Source organism: Methylosinus sp. DMC45, assembly GCF_056313885.1.
The window spans coordinates 73,409-93,746 of sequence record NZ_JBQUZK010000053.1; the positions used below are offsets into that span (position 1 = coordinate 73,409).

Consider the following 20,338-nt stretch of genomic DNA (forward strand, 5'->3'; position numbering starts at 1 on the left):
CGCGCGCCTGTCCTTCTCCCGCGCGCGGGAGAAGGACTCACATGGACGGCGCGAACAGCGCCGGTATCGCGAGGCGGAACGCCGTCCCGTCGCCCGGCTGCGACTCCACCTCTATCTCCCAGCCGTGGCGATCCGCGATGGATTTGCAGATCGCCAGCTCTATGCCCGTGCCGGCATATTCCACATCGCTCTCCGGCCGGCTGAAGGGCTCGAAAATTCGCTGCGCGAAATCCTGATCGAAGCCGACGCCCTTATCGACGATGGAGAGGCGAATGGCGCCCTGCTCCAGCGTCGCCGCGATCGTCACCTCGGCCGGCCGGCCGGGCTTGCGATATTTGACCGCATTCGTGACGATATTCTGCATCAGGCAGGCGAATTGCGCGCGGTCGCCGACGAAAGCGGCGGCGGGAATATCGACCTCGAGCCGCGTCGCGCCGGCTTCGATCGACTGCGCCAGCGCGGCGAGGGAGAACTGCACCTCCTCGCGCAGATCCAGCGCCTCCAATTGCTGATCGCCATAAATGGTGCGCGCATAAATGAGCAGATCGCCGACGAGCTTGCGCCCGCGCACGGCCGCGCAGCGCATATGCGCGCTGGCCTGCGCGATCTCCGCGCAGCATCCCGCCGCCATTGCCGTATCGAGCCGCGCCGATTGCGCGGCGATCTCGGTCAAGGGCTGCTGCAGATCGAGCGAGGCCACATAGGCGAATTGGCCGAGCCGCTCATTGGCGCTCTCTAGCTCCGCCACGCTGGCGGCCAGCGCGCGCTCGACCTCTCGCCGCCGACTCATGTCGAGGATCGTGGCCGTCACCAGCAGCTCATGCGCGGTCGCCAGCGGCGCGAGCCCGATCTCGACCGGAAACTCGCCGCCGTCGCGACGCCGCGCCTTGATCTCTCGGCCGACGCCCATCAGACGGCGGCTCGGATCGGCGTGAAAGAGCCGGCGGTAGGCGGCGTGGCGGCGTTGGACGACCGCCGGGGTCAAAAGATCGACCGAGCGGCCGATCAGCTCATCGCGCGCGTAGCCGAACAAAAGCTCCGTCTCACGATTGGCGTAGCGCACCAGCCCATCTGAGCCGACGATGAGAATCGCCGCCGGCGAGGCCTCGACCATCACGCGATAGCGATCATATTCGACCGTCTCGGCGCTCATCCGCGCTCCCTCCGCGGCGTGATCTTCGCCCTCGCCCCCGAAGGCGGCGGATGTGATATGTGAACGACGGGGAGCGAAAAAAAGAGCCTGAAGCGGCGACGAAGAGGGAAGCGACGGTGACGCTCGACAAAGAGGAGCATCCGCTCGGCAGGCGCAAGATCGGCCTCGCGCTCAGCTCCGGCATGGCGCGCGGCTGGGCGCATATCGGCGCCTTGCGCGCGCTGACGCGCATGGGCGTCGTCTTCGATGTCGTCGCCGGAACCTCCGCAGGCGCGCTCGTCGGCGGCTGCTTCATCGCCGGCAAGCTCGACGAGCTGGAGGCTTGGGCGACCTCGCTCGACAAGCGCAAGATCGTTTCCTATCTCGATCTCCAGCTCGGCTATGGCGGCCTCATCAAGGGCGACCGCCTGCTGATGGAGCTGCGCCGCGCGCTCGGGCCGCTGCGCGTCGAGACGCTGCCGACGCCTTTCGTCGCCGTCGCCACCGATCTCATCACCGGCCATGAGATCTGGCTGCAAAAGGGCGATCTCGCCGAGACGCTGCGCGCCTCCTTCTCGCTGCCGGGCCTGTTTCCGCCCATGGAGGTGGACGGGCGCTGGCTCGCCGATGGCGCGCTGGTCGATCCTCTGCCGGTCGCAGCCTGCCGCGCGCTCGGCGCGGAGCTGGTGATCGCGGTCAATCTCAACACGGACATCATCGGCAAATCGCGCGACGCCGCGCGCATTCCTTCGACCATGGGCTTCGATCCGATCACGCTGCTCGAGCAAAAGCAGAAGCCATTCGTCGCCTCGCTCACCGAGTCGCTGACGCGCGGCGTGTTCCGCCGAGACCCCGACCGGCCCAGCATTTTCGGCGTGATGACGACATCGCTCAGCATCATGCAGGACCGGCTGACGCGCTCGCGCCTCGCCGGCGACCCGCCCGACGTTCACATCACGCCGCGCGTCGGCCATATCGGTCTGCTCGAATTCGATCGCACCGAGGAAGCCGTGCGCGAAGGCGAGGCCGCGGTGGAGAAACGACGCGAGGAGATTTCCGACGCGCTGCAGGTGATGGGTTTGATCTGAGCGGGCCGATCCGATGTCGTCCCGTCTTGTTCCGACGCGCGCCGCGGATTAAAAATCACGCGTCAGAAAAGGAGAGATCGGTGCGGTTGGCCCGATCCCCGCGCCAGCGGGTCCTGACCTTCGCGCGCCGCGATGTGTCCCATGGCCTTTAACGCCTGCGCAATCACGCTCCGGCGCGCAATGAGGTCGTGGCATGCAACAGCAAATATCCGTCATCACGCTCGGCGTCTCCGATCTGGAGCGCTCGCGTCGTTTCTATGTCGAGGGCTTCGGCTGGAAGCCGGTCTTCGAGAGCCCGCAAATCATCTTCTACCAGATGAACGGCTTTGTTCTCGGCGCATTCCTGAAAGACGCGCTCGAGGCCGATATGAATCGCTCCGCGCTCCGCGCGCCGGGCGCTTTCTCGCTCGCGCATAATGTCCCGAGCAAAGAGGATGTCGAGCCGGTCATGAAGCGGCTCTTAGAGGCCGGCGGCGCGCTGTTGCGAGCGGCCGACGCGCCGCCGCATGGCGGTTTCCGCGGCTATATCGCCGATCCCGACGACCATGCATGGGAAATCGCCTGGAATCCGTCGTGGCCGATCGACGAGCACGGCCATGTGACGTTTGCGATGTGACACTGCGGCGTGCGCCCCCTCCCCGGCCCTCCCCCGCTATGCGGGAGAGGGAGCAGACTCCGCGCTTCATCGAGATTTCGCGTGGCGCCGGCCGCCCCCTCTCCCGCGTCGGCGGGGGAGGGTGAGGGAGGGGGCGCTCCAGGGAGGGGCGCTCCGCATCACTCCTCGCGCGGGGCCGCGCGTCCGAAGTCCGGCGCCGCCGTGTCCTGGCCCTGCGCTATGATGCTACGGCGGATGGCGCGCGTGCGCGTGAACAGCGCGAACAGCCCGTCGCCGTCGCCGGTGCGGATCATGCGGCGCAGCGCCGTCAAATCCTCGTCGAAACGGCCGAGCATCTCCAGCACGGCGTCCTTGTTGTTCAAGAAAATATCGCGCCACATGGTCGGATCGGAAGCGGCGATGCGGGTGAAATCGCGAAAGCCGCTCGCCGAGAATTTGATCACCTCCGACTGCGTGACCTCCTCGAGATCGGCGGCCGTGCCGACGATATTGTACGCGATGAGGTGCGGCAGATGGCTCGTCACCGCCAGCACGAGATCATGATGCGTCGCGCTCATCGTCTCGACATTGGCGCCGAGCCGCGTCCAAAAAGCCGAGAGCTTCCCCACCGCCTCGCCGTCGAAACCGTCCTGCGGCGTGAGAATGCACCAGCGATTCTGAAACAGCGTCGCAAAGCCGGCGTCGGGCCCGGAATATTCCGTGCCGGCGATCGGATGCGCGGGAATGAAATGGGCGCTGGCCGGCACATGCGGCGCGACCTGCGCGACAATGGCGCCCTTCACCGAGCCGACGTCGGAGAGAACGGCGCCCGGCGCAAGATGCGCCGCGATAACACGCGCAACCTCGCCGCAAGCGCCGACCGGCACGCAGAGAATGACGAGATCGGCGCCGGTCACGGCTTCAGCGAGATCGGCCGTCGTTTCATCGGCGATGCCGAGCTCGCGCACGCGCGCGCGCACATCTTCCGAGGCGTCGCTCGCGACGATCCGCGTCGCGGCGCCATAGGCGCGCGCGCCGCGCGCGATCGACGAGCCGATGAGGCCGAGGCCGATCAGCGCGACCTTCTCGAAGATCGGCGCGCGCGGGTCAGCCATGCGCAGCCCGCGGCGCCGCGCGCCATGAGGCGGTGAATTCGCCGAGCGCCGCGACGACGAGGCGATTGGCCTCCTCCGAGCCGATGGTCAGCCGCAGAAATTGCGGCATTCCATAAGCGCCGATCGCGCGCAGCACGAGCCCGCGCGACGTGAGGAAGCGATCGGCGTCGGCCGCCGTGCGACCGGCCTCGCCCGGAAAGCGAATGGCGATGAAATTGGCGACGCTCGGCAGAACCTCGAGCCCCAGCGCCTCGATCTCCTGCGTCAGAAACGGCAGCCAGCGCGCATTATGCGCGATCGCCGCCTCGACATGCGCCTTGTCCTGCACGGCCTCTATGCCCGCCTCGATCGCCGCGGCGCTGACATTGAACGGGCCGCGCAGCCGGTTCAGCGCATCCATTATATGCGCCGAGCCATAGCCCCAGCCGAGACGCAGCCCCGCGAGACCGTAGATTTTCGAGAAAGTGCGCGTCGTCACCACATTGTCGCGCGTCGAGGCGAGCTCGAGCGCCGCCGAATAATCTTCCGCGCGCACATATTCCGCATAGGCCGCGTCGATGACGAGCACGACATACGGCGGCAGCGCATCGGCGAGGCGCAGAATCTCGGATTTCGGCAGATAGGTCCCGGTCGGATTATTGGGATTGGCGACGAAGACGATTTTCGTGCGCTCCGTCACCCTCTCCAAAATCGCGTCGACGCTCGCTCTGTAATCGGTCTCCGGCGCGATGACGGGAACGCCGCCCGCCGCCAGAATGACGATGCGATACTCCAGGAATCCATACTGCGTGTAGATCCCCTCGTCGCCCGGCTCGATGAAGGCGTGCGCGAGCAGAGCGAGAATATCGTCGGAGCCGGCGCCGCAGACGATGCGATCGGGATCGAGCCCATGGGCGGCGCCGATCGCCTGCCGCAGCCGCGTCGCCGAGCCGTCGGGATAGGCGGCGATCTTCGGGGCCAGCGCGCGCAGCGCCTCCACGGCTTTGGGAGACGGCCCGAGCGGCGTCTCATTGGCCGAGAGCTTGAAGACGCGCGCGGCGCCCGGGGCGGCGCTCTTGCCGGGCACATAAGCGTCGATCGCCAGCACGCTTCGCCGCACGACAGGTTTGGTCATCTCGTCAACTCCTCGGAGCAAAAACGCCGCTGCGGGCCGTGTCCAATTCAAAACGCGCCGCATGGCTGCCGACCGGCTCCGCGCTGGCCCGGCCGACGCCGGCGCGCGCCAGCTCTTCCACAAATTGCGCGGCTTTCACATGGCCGGGCGCGGCGACGAGCAGCGACAGCTCGCCGCCCTGCGGCGCGGTGGCGAGAATCTCGCCGGCCAGCGCGTCGATCGCCGCCGGCGCGGCCGCATGCCATTTCGGCAACGTGAGCGCATAGAGGGCGATATCCTGCGAGGCGGCCTCGGCCAGCGGCTTGGCGACGATCAGCACCGGCAGGCCGGCCGGATGATTGGGCCGCTCGACGAAAGGCAGGCGCGCGATAATTTTTGGCGCGTTCTCGCCGATGAGGCGCGTCCACCAGGCGCCCTCCTCCTGCGCGCCGGCGGAGCGCAGCATGCCGAGATCGCCCTTGGAGCCCGCCACCGCCGCGACAACGGCGCCGGCGCCATGATGGGTGACATAAGGCACGGTGAAGCCGAAGTGAAAGCGCGCGCTGTCGCGCATGGCGGCGTCGCCGCCGGAATCATCGGCGTGGAGCGAATATTCCGCCTGCATATAGGTGAAGGTGGAGACGATGATGCGCCAAATGCCTTCGACCGTGTCCACCGGCAGCAGGCCTGTGTGACGCGAGACCAGCGCGCGCATCATCTTCGCCTCGCGGTCCGGGCGAAAGGCGGAGGCGCCGTTCTGGCCCTTCACCGCGATCAGGCGATCGATGATCTCGCCGCGCTGCATCAGCAGGCCATGCATCTCGCGATCGATGCGGTCGATCTCGTCGCGCAGATCCGCGAGCGTTTCGGTCTCGATCTTGGGCAAAGATTCGTCTCGCATCCGGCGCGGGCTGGCTTCAAAAAGGGCGGAGGGCTGTCTTAGGCCAGCGCGGCGCCGGAGGCAATGCGAGGGCGCGGGCTCCATGCGGGCTCGAAGGCTCCGAACCAGGGCGAGGAGCAGATGTTTCCAGCGTCATGACCGCGCTTGTCGCGGTCATCCACGCCGCGACGTTCTGGAATGTCGGAACCACGAGCGGAACAACGCCGTTTCCGCATTTTCGGCACACGGGAATTTGTCGTCGCAGGAACGCCCTACCTCGTTCCTTATCGCGTGCAGAACGAGGCCATTCACATATTGCGCGTCTATCACGGAGCGCGCCGCTGGCCGGACGCTTTTTGACGCTCGGCCCTATTGCTGCGCCGGCTGCTCCTCCAGCGCGACCGGGGCCTGCGCTTCGGTATACATCATGACCGGCTCCGGCTGCGCTTGCGGCTCGGCCGGCCTGACATGCTTGCCCGCCGGAATATCGATCGCGGCCAGCACAGTGACCGGCGGCTCCGCCTCGGCCACGGTCGTCGTCGGCTCGTTCTTCTCGTCGGCGGAGGAGCGCCCGCTGGCCATTTGGCCGAGCAGGCCCTTGCGCTTGGCCTCGTAATAAAAGCCCTTGGCGTAGAGCTGAATGGCCCTTTGCGCATCGCCGCCGGCGACGCGGAAGGCGTTGGCGAGATAGGCGCCGGCGTAGGCGAGATTGGTTTCCGCATCCAGCAGGCCCTTGGCCGGGCCATTGTAGCCGACGCTGCGCGCCGTGTCGTAGCGGATCTGCATCAAGCCCCAATAGGGCCCGTTCTTGGCGGCGGGATTGTAATTGCTCTCGCGGCGGACGGCGGTATGGATCAGCGATGCGGGAATGTCATAGGTGCGCGCGCAACGGGAGATGCTCTCCTCCAGCTTCTCGCGCTGCGAGAGCTTCGCCTTCGGCGGCGGCGGCTCTTCGACCGCCTTGGCGACGAATTGACGTTCGGGAGAAGAGGAATTGCAGCCCGCGAGCGCAAAGCCCATGGCGGCGGCCGCCGCGCAAATCGCCAGTCTCATTCGTCCTCCCGAGCCGATTTGGTTAGCGCTTCTTAACTGAAGATCGAGCTTTCGCCAAATCGGCCCGAATCCGTACGGATTTCAGCCTGCCCCTTCCAGCAGCCGGCGGGCCGCCGCGCGGGCCTCGTCGGTGATGGCGGCGCCCGAGAGCATGCGGGCGATCTCCTCGCGCCGCTCCGCCTCCCCCAGCTCGGCGACGCGCGTCGCCACACGGTCTTTCGCCTTGCCTTTCACGGCGCCTTTGGCGATGCGCAAATGCCGGCTGGCGCGCGCCGCCACTTGCGGCGCATGGGTGACGGTGAGCACTTGCGCACGTTTCGCGAGCCGCGCTAGGCGTTGTCCTATGGCGTCCGCCACCGCGCCGCCGACGCCGGTGTCGATCTCGTCGAAGACGAGCGTCGGCGCCGAGCCGCGATCGGCGAGCACGACTTTCAGCGCCAGCATGAAGCGCGCGAGCTCGCCGCCCGAGGCGACCTTCACCAGCGGGCCGGGCCGCGAGCCCGGATTGGTCTGCACCCAGAACTCCACGCGGTCATAGCCGTCCGGCCCTGCGGTCGCCGGATCGCTGACGATCTCGGTGCGAAAGCGCGCGCCTTCCAGCTTCAAGGGCTTCAGCTCGCCCTCCACCAGAGCGTCGAGCGTCTTGGCCGCCGCACGGCGCGCCGCGGAGAGGCTTTCCGCCGCCTCGGCGTAGGCGGCCTGCGCTCTGGCGACTGCCTCGCTCAGCGCGACGATGCGCGCCTCGCCGGCGTCGAGCGCCGCGAGATCGGCGGCGAAACGCTCGGCCAGCGCCGGCAGCGCATCGACGCTGGTCTGATGCTTGCGCGCGGCGCCGCGCAGCGCGAACAGCCGCTCCTCGATACGCTCCAATTCGCGCGGGTCGAAATCGGCGTCGCGCAGCGCCTGCTCTAGCGCCTGCTCGGCGAGGGACAGCGCGTCCAGCGCATGGGCGAGCGCCTTGGCCGGCGGCTCGATCAGCTGCGGCGCCTGGGTCGCGCGCCGCTCCAGCCGCCGCGCGGCGGAGGCGATCTCGCCGGCGGGCGAATGATCGCCGGAAAAAGCCTCGAGCGCGTCGCGCAGATCGCCGGCCACTTTCTCGGAGCGCTGCATGGTCTGACGCCGCTCGGCGAGCGCCGCCTCCTCGCCGGGCTGCGGCGCCAGCGCCTCCAGCTCCTCATTGGCGTGGCGCAGATAATCGGCCTCGGCGCGCGCCTTGGCGACGCGCGCCTCCTCCTCGGCCAGCTCGCGGCGGGCGCGCTGCAGCGCGCCATGCAGCTCGCGCAGCTGCGCGGTTCTGTCGCCGAGCGCCCCATGCGCGTCGACGAGCGCCCTATGCGCGCTCGGATCGACGAGCGCGCGATCATCGTGCTGACAATGGATCTCGACCAGCGAGGCGCCGATGGCGCGCAGCGCCTGGGCGCTCGCCGGCTGGTCGTTGACGAAGGCGCGGGTGCGGCCGTCGCTGGTCTGCACCCGGCGCAAGACCAGCTCGTCCTCGGCGTCGAGGCCGAACTCGCGCGCCGCGGCGAGCGCCGGATGGTCGCGCGGCAGATCGAAGGCCGCCGTCACCTGCCCCTGCTCCTCGCCGGCGCGCACCAGCGAGGCGTCGCCGCGCGCGCCCAGCGCCAGCAGGAAAGCGTCGAGAAGGATGGATTTGCCGGCGCCGGTCTCGCCGGTCAGCGTGGTCAGGCCGGACGCGAACTCGAGATCGAGCCTGTCGATGAGGACGATATCGCGAATAGACAAACGGACGAGCATGCGCGCGCTCTACTCTTCCGGCCCCCTCGGCTCGCCCCTGCGGACGCTCAGCTGGCGCCGAGCGTCTTGCCGATCTTGGAGAGCCAGGAGCCCTGATGTTCCTCGGGCGCGACGCCGCCCGTCGCGAGCAGCGCATGCGCGTCCTTGTACCAGGACGAATCGGGGAAATTATGCCCCAGAATGGCCGCCGCCGTCTGCGCCTCATTGACGACGCCCATGGCGAAATAGGCTTCCGTCAACCGATACAGCGCCTCCTCGGCGTGGCGGGTCGTCTGATATTTGGCGAGAACGTCGTGGAAGCGATTGATCGCGGCCGCATAATTCTTGCGGGTCAGATAGAAGCGGCCGACCGTCATGTCCTTGGCGGCGAGCTGATCACGCGCCACCTGAATCTTGTATTTGACGTCGGTCACATATTCCGACTTGGGGAATTTCTCGACGAGCTGGGTGAAGATGGCCAGCGCCTTCTCCGCGCTCTCCTGATCCTGCATCACCGCAGGGACCTGATTATAATAAGACATTCCCGCGAGATAATACATGTAGGGCGTGTCGGGAGAGGTCGGATAGAGGCCGATGTAGCGCTGCGCCGAGGCGACCGCGTCGTCATAGGCGGGCTTCTGATATTGCGCGAAAGTCTGCATCAGCAGGCCTTTGCGCGCCCATTGCGAGAATGGATATTGCTTCTCGAGCTCGCCGAACTTTTTGGCGGCGTTCTCGTAATCATGGGCGTCCATGCGAGCGAGGCCCTGATTATAAATATCCTCGGCCGGAATATCGGGCAGAATCTCGGTCTTGTATTTCTCGCCCGAGAAGAGACCGAAGCCGCTCGTGATGCTGTCCAGAATGTCCGCGCGAGCCGGCGCCGCCGCGAGCAGAGCGCAGGCGAGAACCGCGACGCGATAACGGGACGAGCGGAAAATCATCGGCATGTGATCGACCTCATCGGGCGTAGGCGGTTAACTTTCTGTAGACCAAATCGCCGGCGCGCGCCACCCGGAGAGATCCACGAGAAAACAAGCGCGCGGGCCGCGCGCGCGAGAAGAGAGCGGCCGGCGACCGCGGCGACCGCGGAAGCTTCGTCGCCGCGGCCAGATGACGGGCGAGTTCGGGCGACATTATGGCGGGCGGCGCGGGAACGGGGCTTCCGCGAGACGGATCCGCGTTAATCCATAGGTAACGCGCGTCGCGCATGATGTGGGAATATTTCCCACGCACCGGCGGAGCGCCATGATGGCCACTTTGGGAACATGTGAGAAGCGCGCCGCCTTCTTCGAAAGTCGAAGCGGCGCGACGGCGGTCGAATTCGCGTTCATCGCGCCGATTTTCGTTTTGATCCTGGTCGTATGGATCGATCTCGGCATGACCCTGCTCGCGCAGAGCGTGCTGGACAGCGCGACTTTGCGCGCGGCGCGCAGCGTCAAGATCGGCGCGACGACGACTTCGGCCGCCTTCAAGACGAAGCTCTGCGGCTATCTCTACGCCGTCGTCCCCTGCTCCTCGATCAAATATTCGGTCCAATCGGGGACGAGCTTCTCCGCCCTTTCGACAACCATCACGACCGACAGCTCCAATGCGCTGACCAATACGAGCTTTTCCATCGGCTCGGGGGGATCGGACGTGCTGGTGCAGGTCGGCTTCACGCGGACGCTGTTCGCTCCCTGGCTCTCGGCTTTCTTCGGCAAGAACGGCTATCTGCTGATTCTGTCGACGGTCGCCTTCCAGAACGAGCCCTATTCATGAGCCGCCCGCCTCGAAACGACGGCGGCGTCGCGCTCGTCGAATTCGCGCTGATCGCGCCGGTCGCTCTCATGCTCACTCTCGGCGCCTTCGAGGCGACGCGGCTCATTCGCGCGAGCTGGAAGGTGCGGCTGGCGACGCAGACCTTGGCGGATATCGTCTCCCAGCAGACGAGCATCTCCACGACGATCATGTCCAATCTCTGCTCGGGCGCGCAAATGGCGCTTTCGCCGCTGAAGAGCTCCGGCTTCAAAGCCGCGGTGACGAGCGTCGTCTATTCGAGCAGCGGCCGGGCGAAAGACTGGCAAGACACGAGCTGCGGCTCCGCCTCCGCGACGACCAATGCGCCGACCCTGGCGACGACCTACACGCCGACCTCCGGCGACAGCGCCATCGTGGTGCAGGCGACATACGCCTATGCGGCCCCCGTCTCCTACGTGCTGCCCTCGACATTCTCTTTCTCGGCGATCGCGGTCGCCAAGCCACGCAACGGAACGAAGGTGAGCCATGACTGAAAAAAAATCGACATTCGCCCGCTTCCGCGCGGATCGCCGCGGCGCGGCCGTCCTGCTGTTCGCCGCCGTGCTGCTGCCGCTCGCTCTGCTGATCGGGGCCGGCGTCAATTTGGCGAGCGCCTTCGCGATTCGTTCCCGATTGCAGAACGCCGTCGATCAGGCGGCCTTGGCGGGCGCGACGGCCTATGTCTCCTCCTCGACCAGCGCCGCCGCGGTCACGGCCGCCAAAGCCTATATGGCCGGCGCCGTCGCGCTCCTGCCCAGCGCCTCGGCCTCCGTCAGCTATTCGGCGACGACATCGACAGCCAGCGCCAGCAGTTCGACCACCGCCTATATCGTCACGGTGACGGCCTCGGCCACGGCCAAGAGCCAGATGCTGGGCGCCATCATGGCCAATGCGCCGATATCGGTGACGGCGACCGCGAAAAACTTCGTCTATACGGCGAGCATCGCCCTATCGCAGTTCAACTCCAGCGCCTTGGACGCCAACACGCTCTATTATTACATCGTCCCGAGCGACGGCTCGGCGCCCTCGACCTCCAATCTCACCAAGCTTTTCAGCAATACCGGCGGCTCCACTTCCGGCACGATCAAGGTGACGCTCACCGCCGGCCAGAAATTGGGACTGGCCCTCTACAATGTCACCGGCGGACGCAGCGGCTACGGGTCCAACGGCTATGGCGGCGCGCAGGGCTCGACGCATTATTTCTATTCGCATCTGTCGCCGCCGAGCAAATCGGCCTATCCGACCGTGACGAAAAACTGCAGCCTTCAGGTCGTCACCAGCCTGTCGTCGCTGGTCAGCGGCTCCTGCCTCTCCTCTTTGCCGAGCTATGCGGCGCTCAATTGTGCGGCGGCGGCAGGCAAGACGCTCTATTATGCATGGAACGACATGGGCGGAAACACCGACGACTACGACTATAACGACGCCGTCATGTCGGTGACATGCGCAGCCAATGATTCGACCGCGCAGGCCACCGGCGTTCTGCTGACCAATTGACGAAGAGCCGGCTTCTCGCCTCGCCGAGCTCAGGCCGACGTCGCCGCCGCGCGCGCTCTCTGGCGCACGCGCTCCGGCACGAGATCCCAACGCGTCTTGAACAGGGTGTCGCAAATGCCCGGGGTGCCGAAGCCGTCGGAAAAGCTCACATTGCCGCGCGTATGGTGGAAGCCGTGCGCCGCGCTGGAGGTGAGATGTTCCAGCGCGGCGTTGAGCCGCTTGCGCCAGCCGGTCGCCGCCGGATCGCGGAAGGCGAGGCCGAAATCATAGCCGGAATGCTCATAGAGCCCGCCGAGCGCGCCGAGGCTGGTCGTCCACAGATGAAAAGCGACGCTGGCGCCGCCGCCGCCGACGAGAACCAGCGGCAGAAGATAGGGCAGCACGATCTCGAAGAAGAAATCCGCGCCGGACTGATAGCAGGCGCTGATCGCCTTGCTGGCGCCGGTCTGGTGATGCAGCGCATGTCCGAGCCGGTTCATCAGCGCCGGATGATGCAGCAAATGGCGATGCGCGACATATTGCACGATGTCATGGCCGATCAGCATGCCGATCATGGTCAGGACGAGCGCGGTCCAGGTCAGATGCGGCGCGCCGACGAAGCCGAGGCCGAAATATTCCACCGCCAGCATGGAGGGCAGAAGAATCGTCGTCTGGTTGAGCAAGACGCGCGGCAGCAGCTCGCGATAGCTCATGCGATCGAGCTCGCGCACCTTGAAGCGCTTCAGCCGACCGGTCGAATCGCACCATTCGAATGCGTAGCCGATCCCGTGGAACGCGACCATCTGCGCAGCCCAGGCGAGAAGGGAGAGAGGAATATATCCGAATGGCTCGAGCGACATGGATAGGCGGACTCCGATCGGGAAATCCGTTCGTCGCGCCGGCCGCAATCCGCGCGGCGAACAGAGATATTTTTTCGTCCTATAGCCGAGTTCATGGCGAATTTCTAGTCGATGGGACGACGCGCCAATGAGGCGCCAATGCTTTGAATTCGGACGCGCAGCGCCGCGTCGAGCCGGGCCGCGCCCACTTTCGTGGGCCATTCCGCCTTCGCCGCGCTGGACGCCGAATCTCGCCTCGCGCTATCACCGCGCCGCTGAAACGCCGCGCAACCTCGAAGGACGAGCCCCTCCCGTGATCCCCTGGACCCTGCTCGATACGGCCCCCGTCCCTGGCGGCGCGGGCGAGCTGCGGCTCAAGAGGCGCGGCGCGGAATTCTCCATAATGCTCGGCAATAATGAGCTGATGAACAGCCGCCTCAGCGGCTCGGAGGAGGCGCTGGCCACGCTCGCCTGCGCGAAAATCGCCGGCCGGGCGCAGCCGCGCGCGCTCATCGGCGGGCTCGGCATGGGCTTCACCTTGCGCGCCGCGCTCGGCGCCCTCGGCCCCCAGGCGCGGATCACCGTCGCCGAGCTCGTGCCCGCCGTCGTGGCCTGGGCGCGTGGGCCGATGGCCGAGGTTTTCGGCGACAGCCTGGCCGATCCGCGTCTCGACATAGAAGTGGAGGACGTCGGCCAGACGATTCGCTCCGGCCGCGGCGCCTATGACGCCGTTCTCCTCGACGTCGACAATGGCCCCGAGGGCCTGACGCGCGATTCCAATGGCGGGCACTATGGCGAGGAGGGACTGCGGGCGGCGCGCGCCGCACTGCGTCCGGCCGGCGTGCTTGCCGTATGGTCCTGCGCGCCCGACCAGGCGTTTTCCGCGCGTCTGCGCAAGGCCGGCTTTCGCGTCGAGGAGGCGAAGGCGCGGGCCCATCGCGGAGGCGGCGGCGCGCGGCATGTGATCTGGCTCGCCACGCGCGTCGATTCGCCGCCGCGGCCGGGAGCCGATCGGTGACGCGCAAATCGGCGGAGGACGAGCGCTTTTTCTGGTGGGACGGCGAGACGCTGGTGGTCAACATATTGGGACGGCCGGCCGCCAGTCGCGACGCCATCGGCAAGCCCAGAGGCCATCAGCTCGAGGTCAGCGTGACCACGGCGCCGCGGCGAGGCCGGGCGACCGATCATATGGTTCGCTTTCTCGCCGGCGAGTTCGGCGTCGCTCCCTCGGCGATCGAAGTCGTGTTCGGACGCATGAACGTCAACCAGCAATTGCGGATCGCCGCGCCGCAGAAGCTTCCAGGCCCGTTCCGCAGAGCCTGAGCGAAAAGCGCGGAAATCCAGACAAGCCCGTGGCCGACGACGGCGAGGCCTGAGCTGGACTAATACATAAATTCGATATAATGACTTCTCGTTTCGTCTATTTCCGAGAACGTCATGAATTGTCGGCTCATTGCGCGCGCTGTCGCTCTCACGCTCCTCGCCGCCGCAACGCTGCCCGCGGCGCCGGCGGCGGCCCGAGACGCGCTGCTCACCCGCTTGACGCAGCCCAACACGCCGACCGTCTTTTATTTTCATTCCTTCCGAGTGAATTGCCAGGGCGTGCCGAATTATCGGCTCGCGCAGCGGGCGACGGTGGTGTCGCCGCAGCATCCCGAGCATGGGACGCTGACCATTGGCGAGGGGCAGGCGCCGGTGCGGCACTGCCAGGGCCAGCCCGGCTATGCGACGATCGTGACCTACACGCCCGAGCATAATTTCACCGGCTACGACAGCTTCGTGCTGAACGTCGCCTATCACCTCGAGAATCGGACGGTCCTTCAGCACGTCACGGCGCGGATTCAGGTGGGCGGGCCGGCCAATCCACGCTGACTCTTCGCCAGTCGGCCTCCCTGCCCCTTTCCCTTCCGCAGATTCTCGTCTAACACACGGCCGACCGCCGGGCCGGGCCGACCGCCCCGCTCGATCTCGTCTCTAGGGAGGGCGCGCTGGACCTTGGAAAGGCTGCAGCGCGGCCTTTTTTTGTGCGCGCCGGCGCCCCGATAGACGACAAGACGCGCGCTCTCCCCCATTCTGGGGAGCGTCCCGCGACGAAAGGATGACAGACGGACCGACATGCCGAAGCGAACAGACATCTCGACCATTCTGATCATCGGCGCCGGCCCCATCGTCATCGGCCAGGCCTGCGAATTCGACTATTCCGGCACTCAGGCCTGCAAAGCCCTGCGCGCCGAGGGCTATCGAATCGTCCTCGTCAATTCCAATCCCGCGACGATCATGACCGATCCCGATATGGCGGATCGGACCTATGTCGAGCCGATCACGCCCGAGATCGTCGCCAAGATCATCGAGAAGGAGCGCTACGCCGCGCCCGGCGGCTTCGCGCTGCTGCCCACCATGGGCGGCCAGACGGCGCTGAATTGCGCGCTCTCGCTCGAGCGTATGGGCGTGCTGGAGAAATTCGACGTCGAGATGATCGGCGCCAACGCCCAGGCCATAGACAAGGCCGAGGATCGCGAATTGTTCCGCGAGGCGATGACGAAAATCGGCCTCGAGACGCCGCGCTCGCGCCTCGCCAACGCCACCGACGTCAAGACCTCCGACAAGGCCAAGCGCAACGCCGATATCGCCGAGATCGAGGCCTCCGCCCTCTCCGCCGAGGAGAAGCAGAAGGCGATCGCCGATATTCGTCGCCGCTGGGAAGCGGATGAGCCGGAGCGCAAGCGACGCTACATTTCCAAGGGCCTGACCGAGGCGCTGGAGGCGCTGGAGGATATCGGCCTGCCGGCGATCATCCGGCCGTCCTTCACTCTGGCCGGCACCGGCGGCGGCATCGCCTATAACAAGGCGGAGTTCATCGACATTATCGAGCGGGGCCTGGACGCCTCGCCGACCACCGAGGTGCTGATCGAAGAGAGCGTCATCGGCTGGAAAGAATATGAGATGGAGGTCGTCCGCGACAAAGCGGACAATTGCATCATCGTCTGCTCGATCGAGAATATCGATCCCATGGGCGTGCATACGGGCGATTCCATCACCGTCGCTCCTGCCCTGACGCTGACCGACAAAGAATATCAGATCATGCGCGACGCCTCGCTCGCCGTGCTGCGCGAGATCGGCGTCGAAACCGGCGGCTCGAATGTGCAATTCGCGGTCGATCCAGCCACGGGCCGCATGATCGTCATCGAGATGAATCCGCGCGTGTCACGCTCCTCGGCGCTGGCGTCGAAGGCGACGGGATTCCCTATCGCCAAGGTGGCCGCCAAGCTCGCCGTCGGCTACACGCTGGACGAGATCGCTAATGACATAACGGGCGGCGCGACGCCGGCCTCCTTCGAGCCGACGATCGATTATGTCGTCACCAAAATTCCGCGCTTCGCTTTCGAGAAATTCCCCGGCGCCGAGCCCATTCTGACGACGGCGATGAAATCCGTCGGCGAGGCCATGGCGATCGGGCGCAATTTCGCCGAATCGCTGCAAAAGGCGCTGCGCTCGCTGGAGACCGGCCTCTCCGGCCTCGACGAGATCGAGATCGACGGCATGGGCCGCGGTGACGATATGAACGTGCTGCGCGCCGCGCTCGGCACGCCGACGCCGGATCGGCTGCTCGTCGTCGGCCAGGCGCTGCGGCTCGGCATGGATCCGCAGGAGATTCACGAAGCCTGCAAGATCGACCCCTGGTTCATCGCGCGGATCGAGGAGATCGTCGCGCTGGAGGCCAGAGTGCGCGCCTTCGGCCTGCCCAAGGACGCCGACAATTTCCGCGCCTTGAAATTCGCAGGCTTCTCCGACGCGCGCCTCGCCACGCTCACCGGCGCCGGCGAGAAGGAAGTGCGCGCGGCGCGGCGGGCGCTCGACGTGCGGCCGGTCTATAAGCGCATCGACACTTGCGCGGCGGAATTCGCCTCGCCCACCGCCTATATGTATTCGACCTATGAGACGCCTTTTCTCGGCGCGCCGGCCAATGAGGCGCGGCCGTCGAATCGGCGCAAGGTCGTCATTCTCGGCGGCGGGCCGAATCGCATCGGCCAGGGCATAGAATTCGACTATTGCTGCTGCCACGCCTGCTTCGCGCTCGCCGACGCGGGCTATGAAACCATCATGATCAATTGCAATCCCGAGACCGTGTCGACGGATTACGACACCTCCGATCGTCTCTACTTCGAGCCGCTGACGGCCGAGGATGTGGAGGAGATTTTGGACGTCGAGCGCAGCAATGGGACATTGCATGGCGTCATCGTCCAATATGGCGGCCAGACGCCCTTGAAGCTCGCCCATGCGCTGAGCTCGGCGGGCCTGCCCATTCTCGGCACGCCGGTCGATTCGATCGACCTCGCCGAGGATCGCGACCGCTTCAAGCGCCTGCTCGACAAGCTCGGATTGAAGCAGCCGAAGAATGGCATCACCTATTCGGTGGAGCAGTCGCGGCTCGTCGCCGGCGAGCTCGGCCTGCCTCTGGTGGTGCGGCCCTCCTATGTGCTGGGCGGGCGCGCCATGGCGATCATCCGCGACCAGAATGCGCTCGATGATTATCTGCTCGGCACGCTGCCGAGCCTCGTGCCGTCGGACGTCAAGGCGCGCTATCCCAATGACAAGACCGGGCAGATCAACACGGTTCTCGGCAAGAATCCGCTGCTCTTCGACCGCTATCTCACCGACGCCATAGAGGTGGACGTCGATTGCCTCGCCGATGGCGAGGAGGCGGCCATCGCCGGCGTGATGGAGCATATCGAGGAAGCGGGAATTCATTCCGGCGATTCGGCCTGCTCGCTGCCGCCGCGCTCGCTCTCGGCGGAGATGGTGGCGGAGCTCGAGCGGCAGACGATCCAGCTCGCCAAGGCGCTCGGCGTCATCGGGCTCATGAACGTCCAATATGCGCTGAAGGACGGCGAAATCTTCGTTCTGGAGGTCAATCCGCGCGCCTCGCGCACGGTGCCCTTCGTCGCCAAGGTGGTCGGCGCGCCTATCGCCAAGATCGCGGCGCGCATCATGGCCGGGGAGAAGCTCTCGGCCTTCACTCTGCCCACCCGCGCGCCGAATCACGTCGGCGTGAAGGAATCGGTCTTCCCCTTCGCGCGCTTCCCCGGCGTCGACACCGTGCTCGGGCCGGAGATGCGCTCGACCGGCGAGGTCATCGGCCTCGACCGCAGCTTCGAGGCGGCCTTCGCCAAGAGCCAGCTCGGCGGCGGCACAAAAGTGCCGCGCCAGGGAACCGTCTTCGTCTCGGTGCGCGACGCCGACAAGCCGCGCGTCATACCGGCGGTTCAGCAGCTGGTGAGCCTCGGCTTCACGGTGGTGGCGACAGGCGGCACGGCGCGCTATCTGCAGGAGCAGGGCGTGCCGGCGCAAAAGCTCAACAAAGTGTCGGAAGGGCGCCCGCATATTGTGGATGCCATCAAGAACGGCTCGGTTCAGCTGGTGTTCAACACGACCGAAGGCGCTCAGGCGCTGGCGGATTCTCGTTCCTTGCGCCAAGCTGCGCTATTGCATAAAGTCCCCTATTATACGACTCTGGCCGGCGCGATCGCAGCAGTCCAGAGCATCAGGGCCTATGTATCGGGAGATCTCGAAGTCCGCGCCCTTCAGGACTATTTCGCGTCGAATGCGTGACCTCGCGCCGCGCGAATATAAGTGAAGGCCGCCGCATCCGCGGCTCGTTCATGTCGAAGGAAGTCCGACCGTCCGCCGCAGCTCGCGCTGCTTCGGGGGCGCCGGGAATTTTATTGACCGGGTCAGGACCATCCAGGAGCGAAAGAGCAAGAGACATGGTGGACAAGGTGCCCATGACCGCCGCCGGCTACGCGACTCTCGACGAGGAGCTGCGTCAGCGCCAGCAGATCGAACGTCCGCGCATCATCCAGGCGATCGCCGAGGCGCGCGCCCATGGCGATCTCTCGGAAAACGCTGAATATCACGCCGCGAAAGAGGCCCAGTCGCTGAACGAGGGCCGCATCGCCGAGCTCGAGGACAAGCTCTCCCGCGCCGAGGTCATAGACGTATCCAAGCTCACCGGCAATACGGTGAAGTTCGGCGCGACGGTCACGGTCGTCGACGAGGACACCGAGGAAGAGAAGGCCTATCAGATCGTCGGCGAGCCCGAGGCCGATGTAAAGAACGGCCGCGTCTCCATCGCCTCCCCCATCGCCCGCGCGCTGATCGGCAAGAAGGCCGGCGACACGGTCGAGGTGAAGACGCCGGGCGGCGGCAAGAGCTATGAGATTTTGAAGGTCGCTTTCGTCTGAGCGGCAAGCAGCGCGCTCCCCTTCTCCCGCGCGTGGGGGAAGGTGGCCCTCGCGTCAGCGAGGGTCGGATGAGGGCGCCTCCAGAAGAGCCGAATCGTCGATTTGCCCGACATTCTGATGAGCGGCATGGACCCTCATCCGACCCGGCTTCGCCGGGCCACCTTCTCCCGCAAGCGGGAGAAGGGAGAACCCCACGGCCCCGCCCTACCTCCGCCTGGGTCCTCTCCGACGGCCGCGCCGGCCACGAGGTCCAGAGCCTCGGCATAGCGGAGGCCCTCGGCCTCTCCCCCCGCCTCATTCGCCTCGCCCCGAGCGGGCTCATCGCCGCGCTCGCGCCTTTCGGCCCGATCGACCCGCGCGAGGCGAAGCTCCTCGCCCCGCCCTATCCCGATCTCGTCATCGCCTGCGGACGGCGGACCATTCCCTATCTGCGCCATGTGAAGCGCGCCTCGGGTGGCGCGATCTTCACCGTCTATGTGAACCGCCCGGCCAGCGGGCTCGGAACGGCGGATGTCATCGTCGCGCCGCGCCACGACCGGCTCACGGGCGAAAATGTCATCGCCCCACTCGCGCCGGCGAATCGGCTGACGCCGCAGCGCCTCGCCGAAGCGTGCGCCGCGCTCGATCCGAGGGTCGCAGCGCTGCCGGAGCCGAGAGTGGGGCTGCTCATCGGGGGGGATAGCCGGCATTTTCGGTTTTCGGAGCGAGATGCGGAACGGCTTCTCGCAGCCGTCGGCGCCATGCTGGACCAAGGCTGGAGTATCGCCGCGACGGTCTCGCGGCGAACTCCGGCGCCCTTGGTCGAGGCTTTGCGCGAGCGGCTCGGGGGCCCTCATCCGACCCTCGCTGCCGCGAGGACTGCCTTCTCCCGCGTGCGGGAGAAGGAAACGCGCGCCTTTCTTTGGGCGGGGAAAGGCGAGAATCCGTATGTTTCCATCCTCGCCGGCGCGCAGGCGCTGTTGGTGACGGCCGATAGCGTCAATATGGTCGCCGAGGCGGCCGCGACCGGCGCGCCGGTTCATGTCTTCGAGCCGGAGGGCGGCGCCGCCAAGATCGCCGCTTTTCTCGACGCCCTCGAGCAGCGCGGCGCGCTGCGCCGGTGGCGCGGACGGCTCGAGCATTGGCGTTACGAGCCGCTGAACGAGACGCCGGCCATCGCCGAAGAGATCGCCCGCCGCTTCGCGGCCTTCCATGGGGCGGCCCCCGTATTGCTTCATGGCTCGCGCGCTTCGTAATAAATTCGCGAGTCGCCCGAAGATCAGGAGCGGTTGCGGCGCAACGCATAATGGCTAGATTGCGCCCATCCGAACGC

At 66.4% G+C, this 20,338-nt stretch carries 20 protein-coding genes; 12 read left to right on the forward strand and 8 right to left on the reverse strand.

The features are described 5' to 3' along the window. Positions 1-37: 37 nt before the first annotated feature. Positions 38-1,153, reverse strand: a complete 1,116-nt coding sequence (locus ACT53T_RS18025) for a sensor histidine kinase (RefSeq protein ID WP_476162270.1) — start codon at positions 1,151-1,153, stop codon at positions 38-40. Between the two features lie 116 nt (positions 1,154-1,269). On the opposite strand from ACT53T_RS18025, the gene ACT53T_RS18030 reads away from it, so the two are divergent. Both ACT53T_RS18030 and ACT53T_RS18035 read left to right on the forward strand, forming a co-directional pair. Then, entirely contained in the window at positions 1,270-2,220 is a 951-nt protein-coding gene (locus ACT53T_RS18030) for a patatin-like phospholipase family protein (RefSeq protein WP_476162271.1), read from the forward strand. Positions 2,221-2,413: 193 nt separating this feature from the next. Beyond that, positions 2,414-2,836 (forward strand): VOC family protein, encoded by a 423-nt coding sequence (locus ACT53T_RS18035; RefSeq protein ID WP_476162272.1) that lies wholly within the window; start codon positions 2,414-2,416, stop codon positions 2,834-2,836. 158 nt (positions 2,837-2,994) lie between these two features. Here the strand turns inward: ACT53T_RS18035 and ACT53T_RS18040 are convergent, their stop codons facing one another. From ACT53T_RS18040 to ACT53T_RS18050, 3 genes are read right to left on the reverse strand one after another with little or no spacing between them, the layout of a single operon-like run. Continuing rightward, positions 2,995-3,930, reverse strand: a complete 936-nt coding sequence (locus ACT53T_RS18040; RefSeq protein ID WP_476162273.1) for a prephenate/arogenate dehydrogenase family protein — start codon at positions 3,928-3,930, stop codon at positions 2,995-2,997. Beyond that, positions 3,923-5,044, reverse strand: a complete 1,122-nt coding sequence (hisC, locus tag ACT53T_RS18045; protein ID WP_476162274.1) for a histidinol-phosphate transaminase — start codon at positions 5,042-5,044, stop codon at positions 3,923-3,925. Before hisC ends, ACT53T_RS18040 begins: the two co-directional genes overlap by 8 nt. Positions 5,045-5,048: 4 nt before the next feature. Further along, positions 5,049-5,924: a chorismate mutase gene (locus ACT53T_RS18050; RefSeq protein ID WP_400768116.1), complete on the reverse strand. Its 876-nt coding sequence runs from the start codon at positions 5,922-5,924 to the stop codon at positions 5,049-5,051. A gap of 177 nt (positions 5,925-6,101) precedes the next feature. Here ACT53T_RS18050 and ACT53T_RS18055 point away from each other — a divergent pair, with 177 nt between their 5' ends. Continuing rightward, positions 6,102-6,263, forward strand: coding sequence for a type II toxin-antitoxin system RelE/ParE family toxin (locus ACT53T_RS18055; RefSeq protein ID WP_018265676.1), 162 nt, complete (start codon positions 6,102-6,104; stop codon positions 6,261-6,263). Between the two features lie 9 nt (positions 6,264-6,272). Here the strand turns inward: ACT53T_RS18055 and ACT53T_RS18060 are convergent, their stop codons facing one another. From ACT53T_RS18060 to ACT53T_RS18070, 3 genes are all read right to left on the reverse strand, one after another. After that, positions 6,273-6,956 (reverse strand): transglycosylase SLT domain-containing protein, encoded by a 684-nt coding sequence (locus tag ACT53T_RS18060; RefSeq protein ID WP_476162275.1) that lies wholly within the window; start codon positions 6,954-6,956, stop codon positions 6,273-6,275. An 81-nt stretch (positions 6,957-7,037) separates the two neighbouring features. Continuing rightward, the gene (gene recN, locus ACT53T_RS18065) at positions 7,038-8,714 is read right to left on the reverse strand and encodes a DNA repair protein RecN (protein ID WP_476162276.1); all 1,677 of its coding nucleotides are present in this window, start codon (positions 8,712-8,714) and stop codon (positions 7,038-7,040) included. 47 nt (positions 8,715-8,761) lie between these two features. Beyond that, positions 8,762-9,643 (reverse strand): outer membrane protein assembly factor BamD, encoded by an 882-nt coding sequence (locus tag ACT53T_RS18070; protein WP_400768126.1) that lies wholly within the window; start codon positions 9,641-9,643, stop codon positions 8,762-8,764. Between the two features lie 298 nt (positions 9,644-9,941). Here ACT53T_RS18070 and ACT53T_RS18075 point away from each other — a divergent pair, with 298 nt between their 5' ends. From ACT53T_RS18075 to ACT53T_RS18085, 3 genes are read left to right on the forward strand one after another with little or no spacing between them, the layout of a single operon-like run. Beyond that, entirely contained in the window at positions 9,942-10,454 is a 513-nt protein-coding gene (locus ACT53T_RS18075) for a TadE/TadG family type IV pilus assembly protein (protein ID WP_476162277.1), read from the forward strand. After that, complete coding sequence (locus ACT53T_RS18080; RefSeq protein ID WP_476162278.1) at positions 10,451-10,966, forward strand: TadE/TadG family type IV pilus assembly protein; 516 nt, start codon at positions 10,451-10,453, stop codon at positions 10,964-10,966. Before ACT53T_RS18075 ends, ACT53T_RS18080 begins: the two co-directional genes overlap by 4 nt. Beyond that, on the forward strand, positions 10,959-11,966 hold the full coding sequence (locus tag ACT53T_RS18085) for a pilus assembly protein TadG-related protein (protein ID WP_476162279.1): 1,008 nt from the start codon (positions 10,959-10,961) through the stop codon (positions 11,964-11,966). Before ACT53T_RS18080 ends, ACT53T_RS18085 begins: the two co-directional genes overlap by 8 nt. Before the next feature lie 29 nt (positions 11,967-11,995). On the opposite strand, the gene ACT53T_RS18090 is transcribed toward ACT53T_RS18085, so the two are convergent. Next, positions 11,996-12,805: a sterol desaturase family protein gene (locus ACT53T_RS18090; RefSeq protein ID WP_476162280.1), complete on the reverse strand. Its 810-nt coding sequence runs from the start codon at positions 12,803-12,805 to the stop codon at positions 11,996-11,998. Positions 12,806-13,097: 292 nt separating this feature from the next. On the opposite strand from ACT53T_RS18090, the gene ACT53T_RS18095 reads away from it, so the two are divergent. The 6 genes from ACT53T_RS18095 to ACT53T_RS18120 all read left to right on the forward strand — a co-directional run bounded on the left by ACT53T_RS18095 (position 13,098) and on the right by ACT53T_RS18120 (position 20,261). Beyond that, positions 13,098-13,802, forward strand: a complete 705-nt coding sequence (locus ACT53T_RS18095) for a spermidine synthase (RefSeq protein WP_476162281.1) — start codon at positions 13,098-13,100, stop codon at positions 13,800-13,802. Next, positions 13,799-14,107: a DUF167 domain-containing protein gene (locus ACT53T_RS18100; protein WP_476162282.1), complete on the forward strand. Its 309-nt coding sequence runs from the start codon at positions 13,799-13,801 to the stop codon at positions 14,105-14,107. Before ACT53T_RS18095 ends, ACT53T_RS18100 begins: the two co-directional genes overlap by 4 nt. A gap of 114 nt (positions 14,108-14,221) precedes the next feature. Continuing rightward, positions 14,222-14,656: a hypothetical protein gene (locus ACT53T_RS18105; RefSeq protein WP_476162283.1), complete on the forward strand. Its 435-nt coding sequence runs from the start codon at positions 14,222-14,224 to the stop codon at positions 14,654-14,656. Between the two features lie 243 nt (positions 14,657-14,899). Next, positions 14,900-18,394: a carbamoyl-phosphate synthase large subunit gene (carB, locus tag ACT53T_RS18110; protein ID WP_476162284.1), complete on the forward strand. Its 3,495-nt coding sequence runs from the start codon at positions 14,900-14,902 to the stop codon at positions 18,392-18,394. A gap of 158 nt (positions 18,395-18,552) precedes the next feature. Then, complete coding sequence (gene greA / locus ACT53T_RS18115; RefSeq protein ID WP_026191343.1) at positions 18,553-19,026, forward strand: transcription elongation factor GreA; 474 nt, start codon at positions 18,553-18,555, stop codon at positions 19,024-19,026. A gap of 68 nt (positions 19,027-19,094) precedes the next feature. Next, positions 19,095-20,261, forward strand: coding sequence for a mitochondrial fission ELM1 family protein (locus ACT53T_RS18120; protein ID WP_476162285.1), 1,167 nt, complete (start codon positions 19,095-19,097; stop codon positions 20,259-20,261). Positions 20,262-20,338 lie beyond the last annotated feature (77 nt).

Bases quoted from the DNA above. Each gene is read 5' to 3' on its own strand.
- ACT53T_RS18025 (WP_476162270.1), bottom strand. From the start codon at position 1,153: ATGAGCGCCGAGACGGTCGAATATGATCGCTATCGCGTGATGGTCGAG.
- ACT53T_RS18035 (WP_476162272.1), top strand. From the start codon at position 2,414: ATGCAACAGCAAATATCCGTCATCACGCTCGGCGTCTCCGATCTGGAG.
- ACT53T_RS18040 (WP_476162273.1), bottom strand. From the start codon at position 3,930: ATGGCTGACCCGCGCGCGCCGATCTTCGAGAAGGTCGCGCTGATCGGC.
- hisC (WP_476162274.1), bottom strand. From the start codon at position 5,044: ATGACCAAACCTGTCGTGCGGCGAAGCGTGCTGGCGATCGACGCTTAT.
- ACT53T_RS18050 (WP_400768116.1), bottom strand. From the start codon at position 5,924: ATGCGAGACGAATCTTTGCCCAAGATCGAGACCGAAACGCTCGCGGAT.
- ACT53T_RS18055 (WP_018265676.1), top strand. From the start codon at position 6,102: ATGTCGGAACCACGAGCGGAACAACGCCGTTTCCGCATTTTCGGCACA.
- ACT53T_RS18060 (WP_476162275.1), bottom strand. From the start codon at position 6,956: ATGAGACTGGCGATTTGCGCGGCGGCCGCCGCCATGGGCTTTGCGCTC.
- recN (WP_476162276.1), bottom strand. From the start codon at position 8,714: ATGCTCGTCCGTTTGTCTATTCGCGATATCGTCCTCATCGACAGGCTC.
- ACT53T_RS18070 (WP_400768126.1), bottom strand. From the start codon at position 9,643: ATGCCGATGATTTTCCGCTCGTCCCGTTATCGCGTCGCGGTTCTCGCC.
- ACT53T_RS18075 (WP_476162277.1), top strand. From the start codon at position 9,942: ATGATGGCCACTTTGGGAACATGTGAGAAGCGCGCCGCCTTCTTCGAA.
- ACT53T_RS18080 (WP_476162278.1), top strand. From the start codon at position 10,451: ATGAGCCGCCCGCCTCGAAACGACGGCGGCGTCGCGCTCGTCGAATTC.
- ACT53T_RS18085 (WP_476162279.1), top strand. From the start codon at position 10,959: ATGACTGAAAAAAAATCGACATTCGCCCGCTTCCGCGCGGATCGCCGC.
- ACT53T_RS18090 (WP_476162280.1), bottom strand. From the start codon at position 12,805: ATGTCGCTCGAGCCATTCGGATATATTCCTCTCTCCCTTCTCGCCTGG.
- ACT53T_RS18105 (WP_476162283.1), top strand. From the start codon at position 14,222: ATGAATTGTCGGCTCATTGCGCGCGCTGTCGCTCTCACGCTCCTCGCC.
- carB (WP_476162284.1), top strand. From the start codon at position 14,900: ATGCCGAAGCGAACAGACATCTCGACCATTCTGATCATCGGCGCCGGC.
- ACT53T_RS18120 (WP_476162285.1), top strand. From the start codon at position 19,095: ATGAGGGCGCCTCCAGAAGAGCCGAATCGTCGATTTGCCCGACATTCT.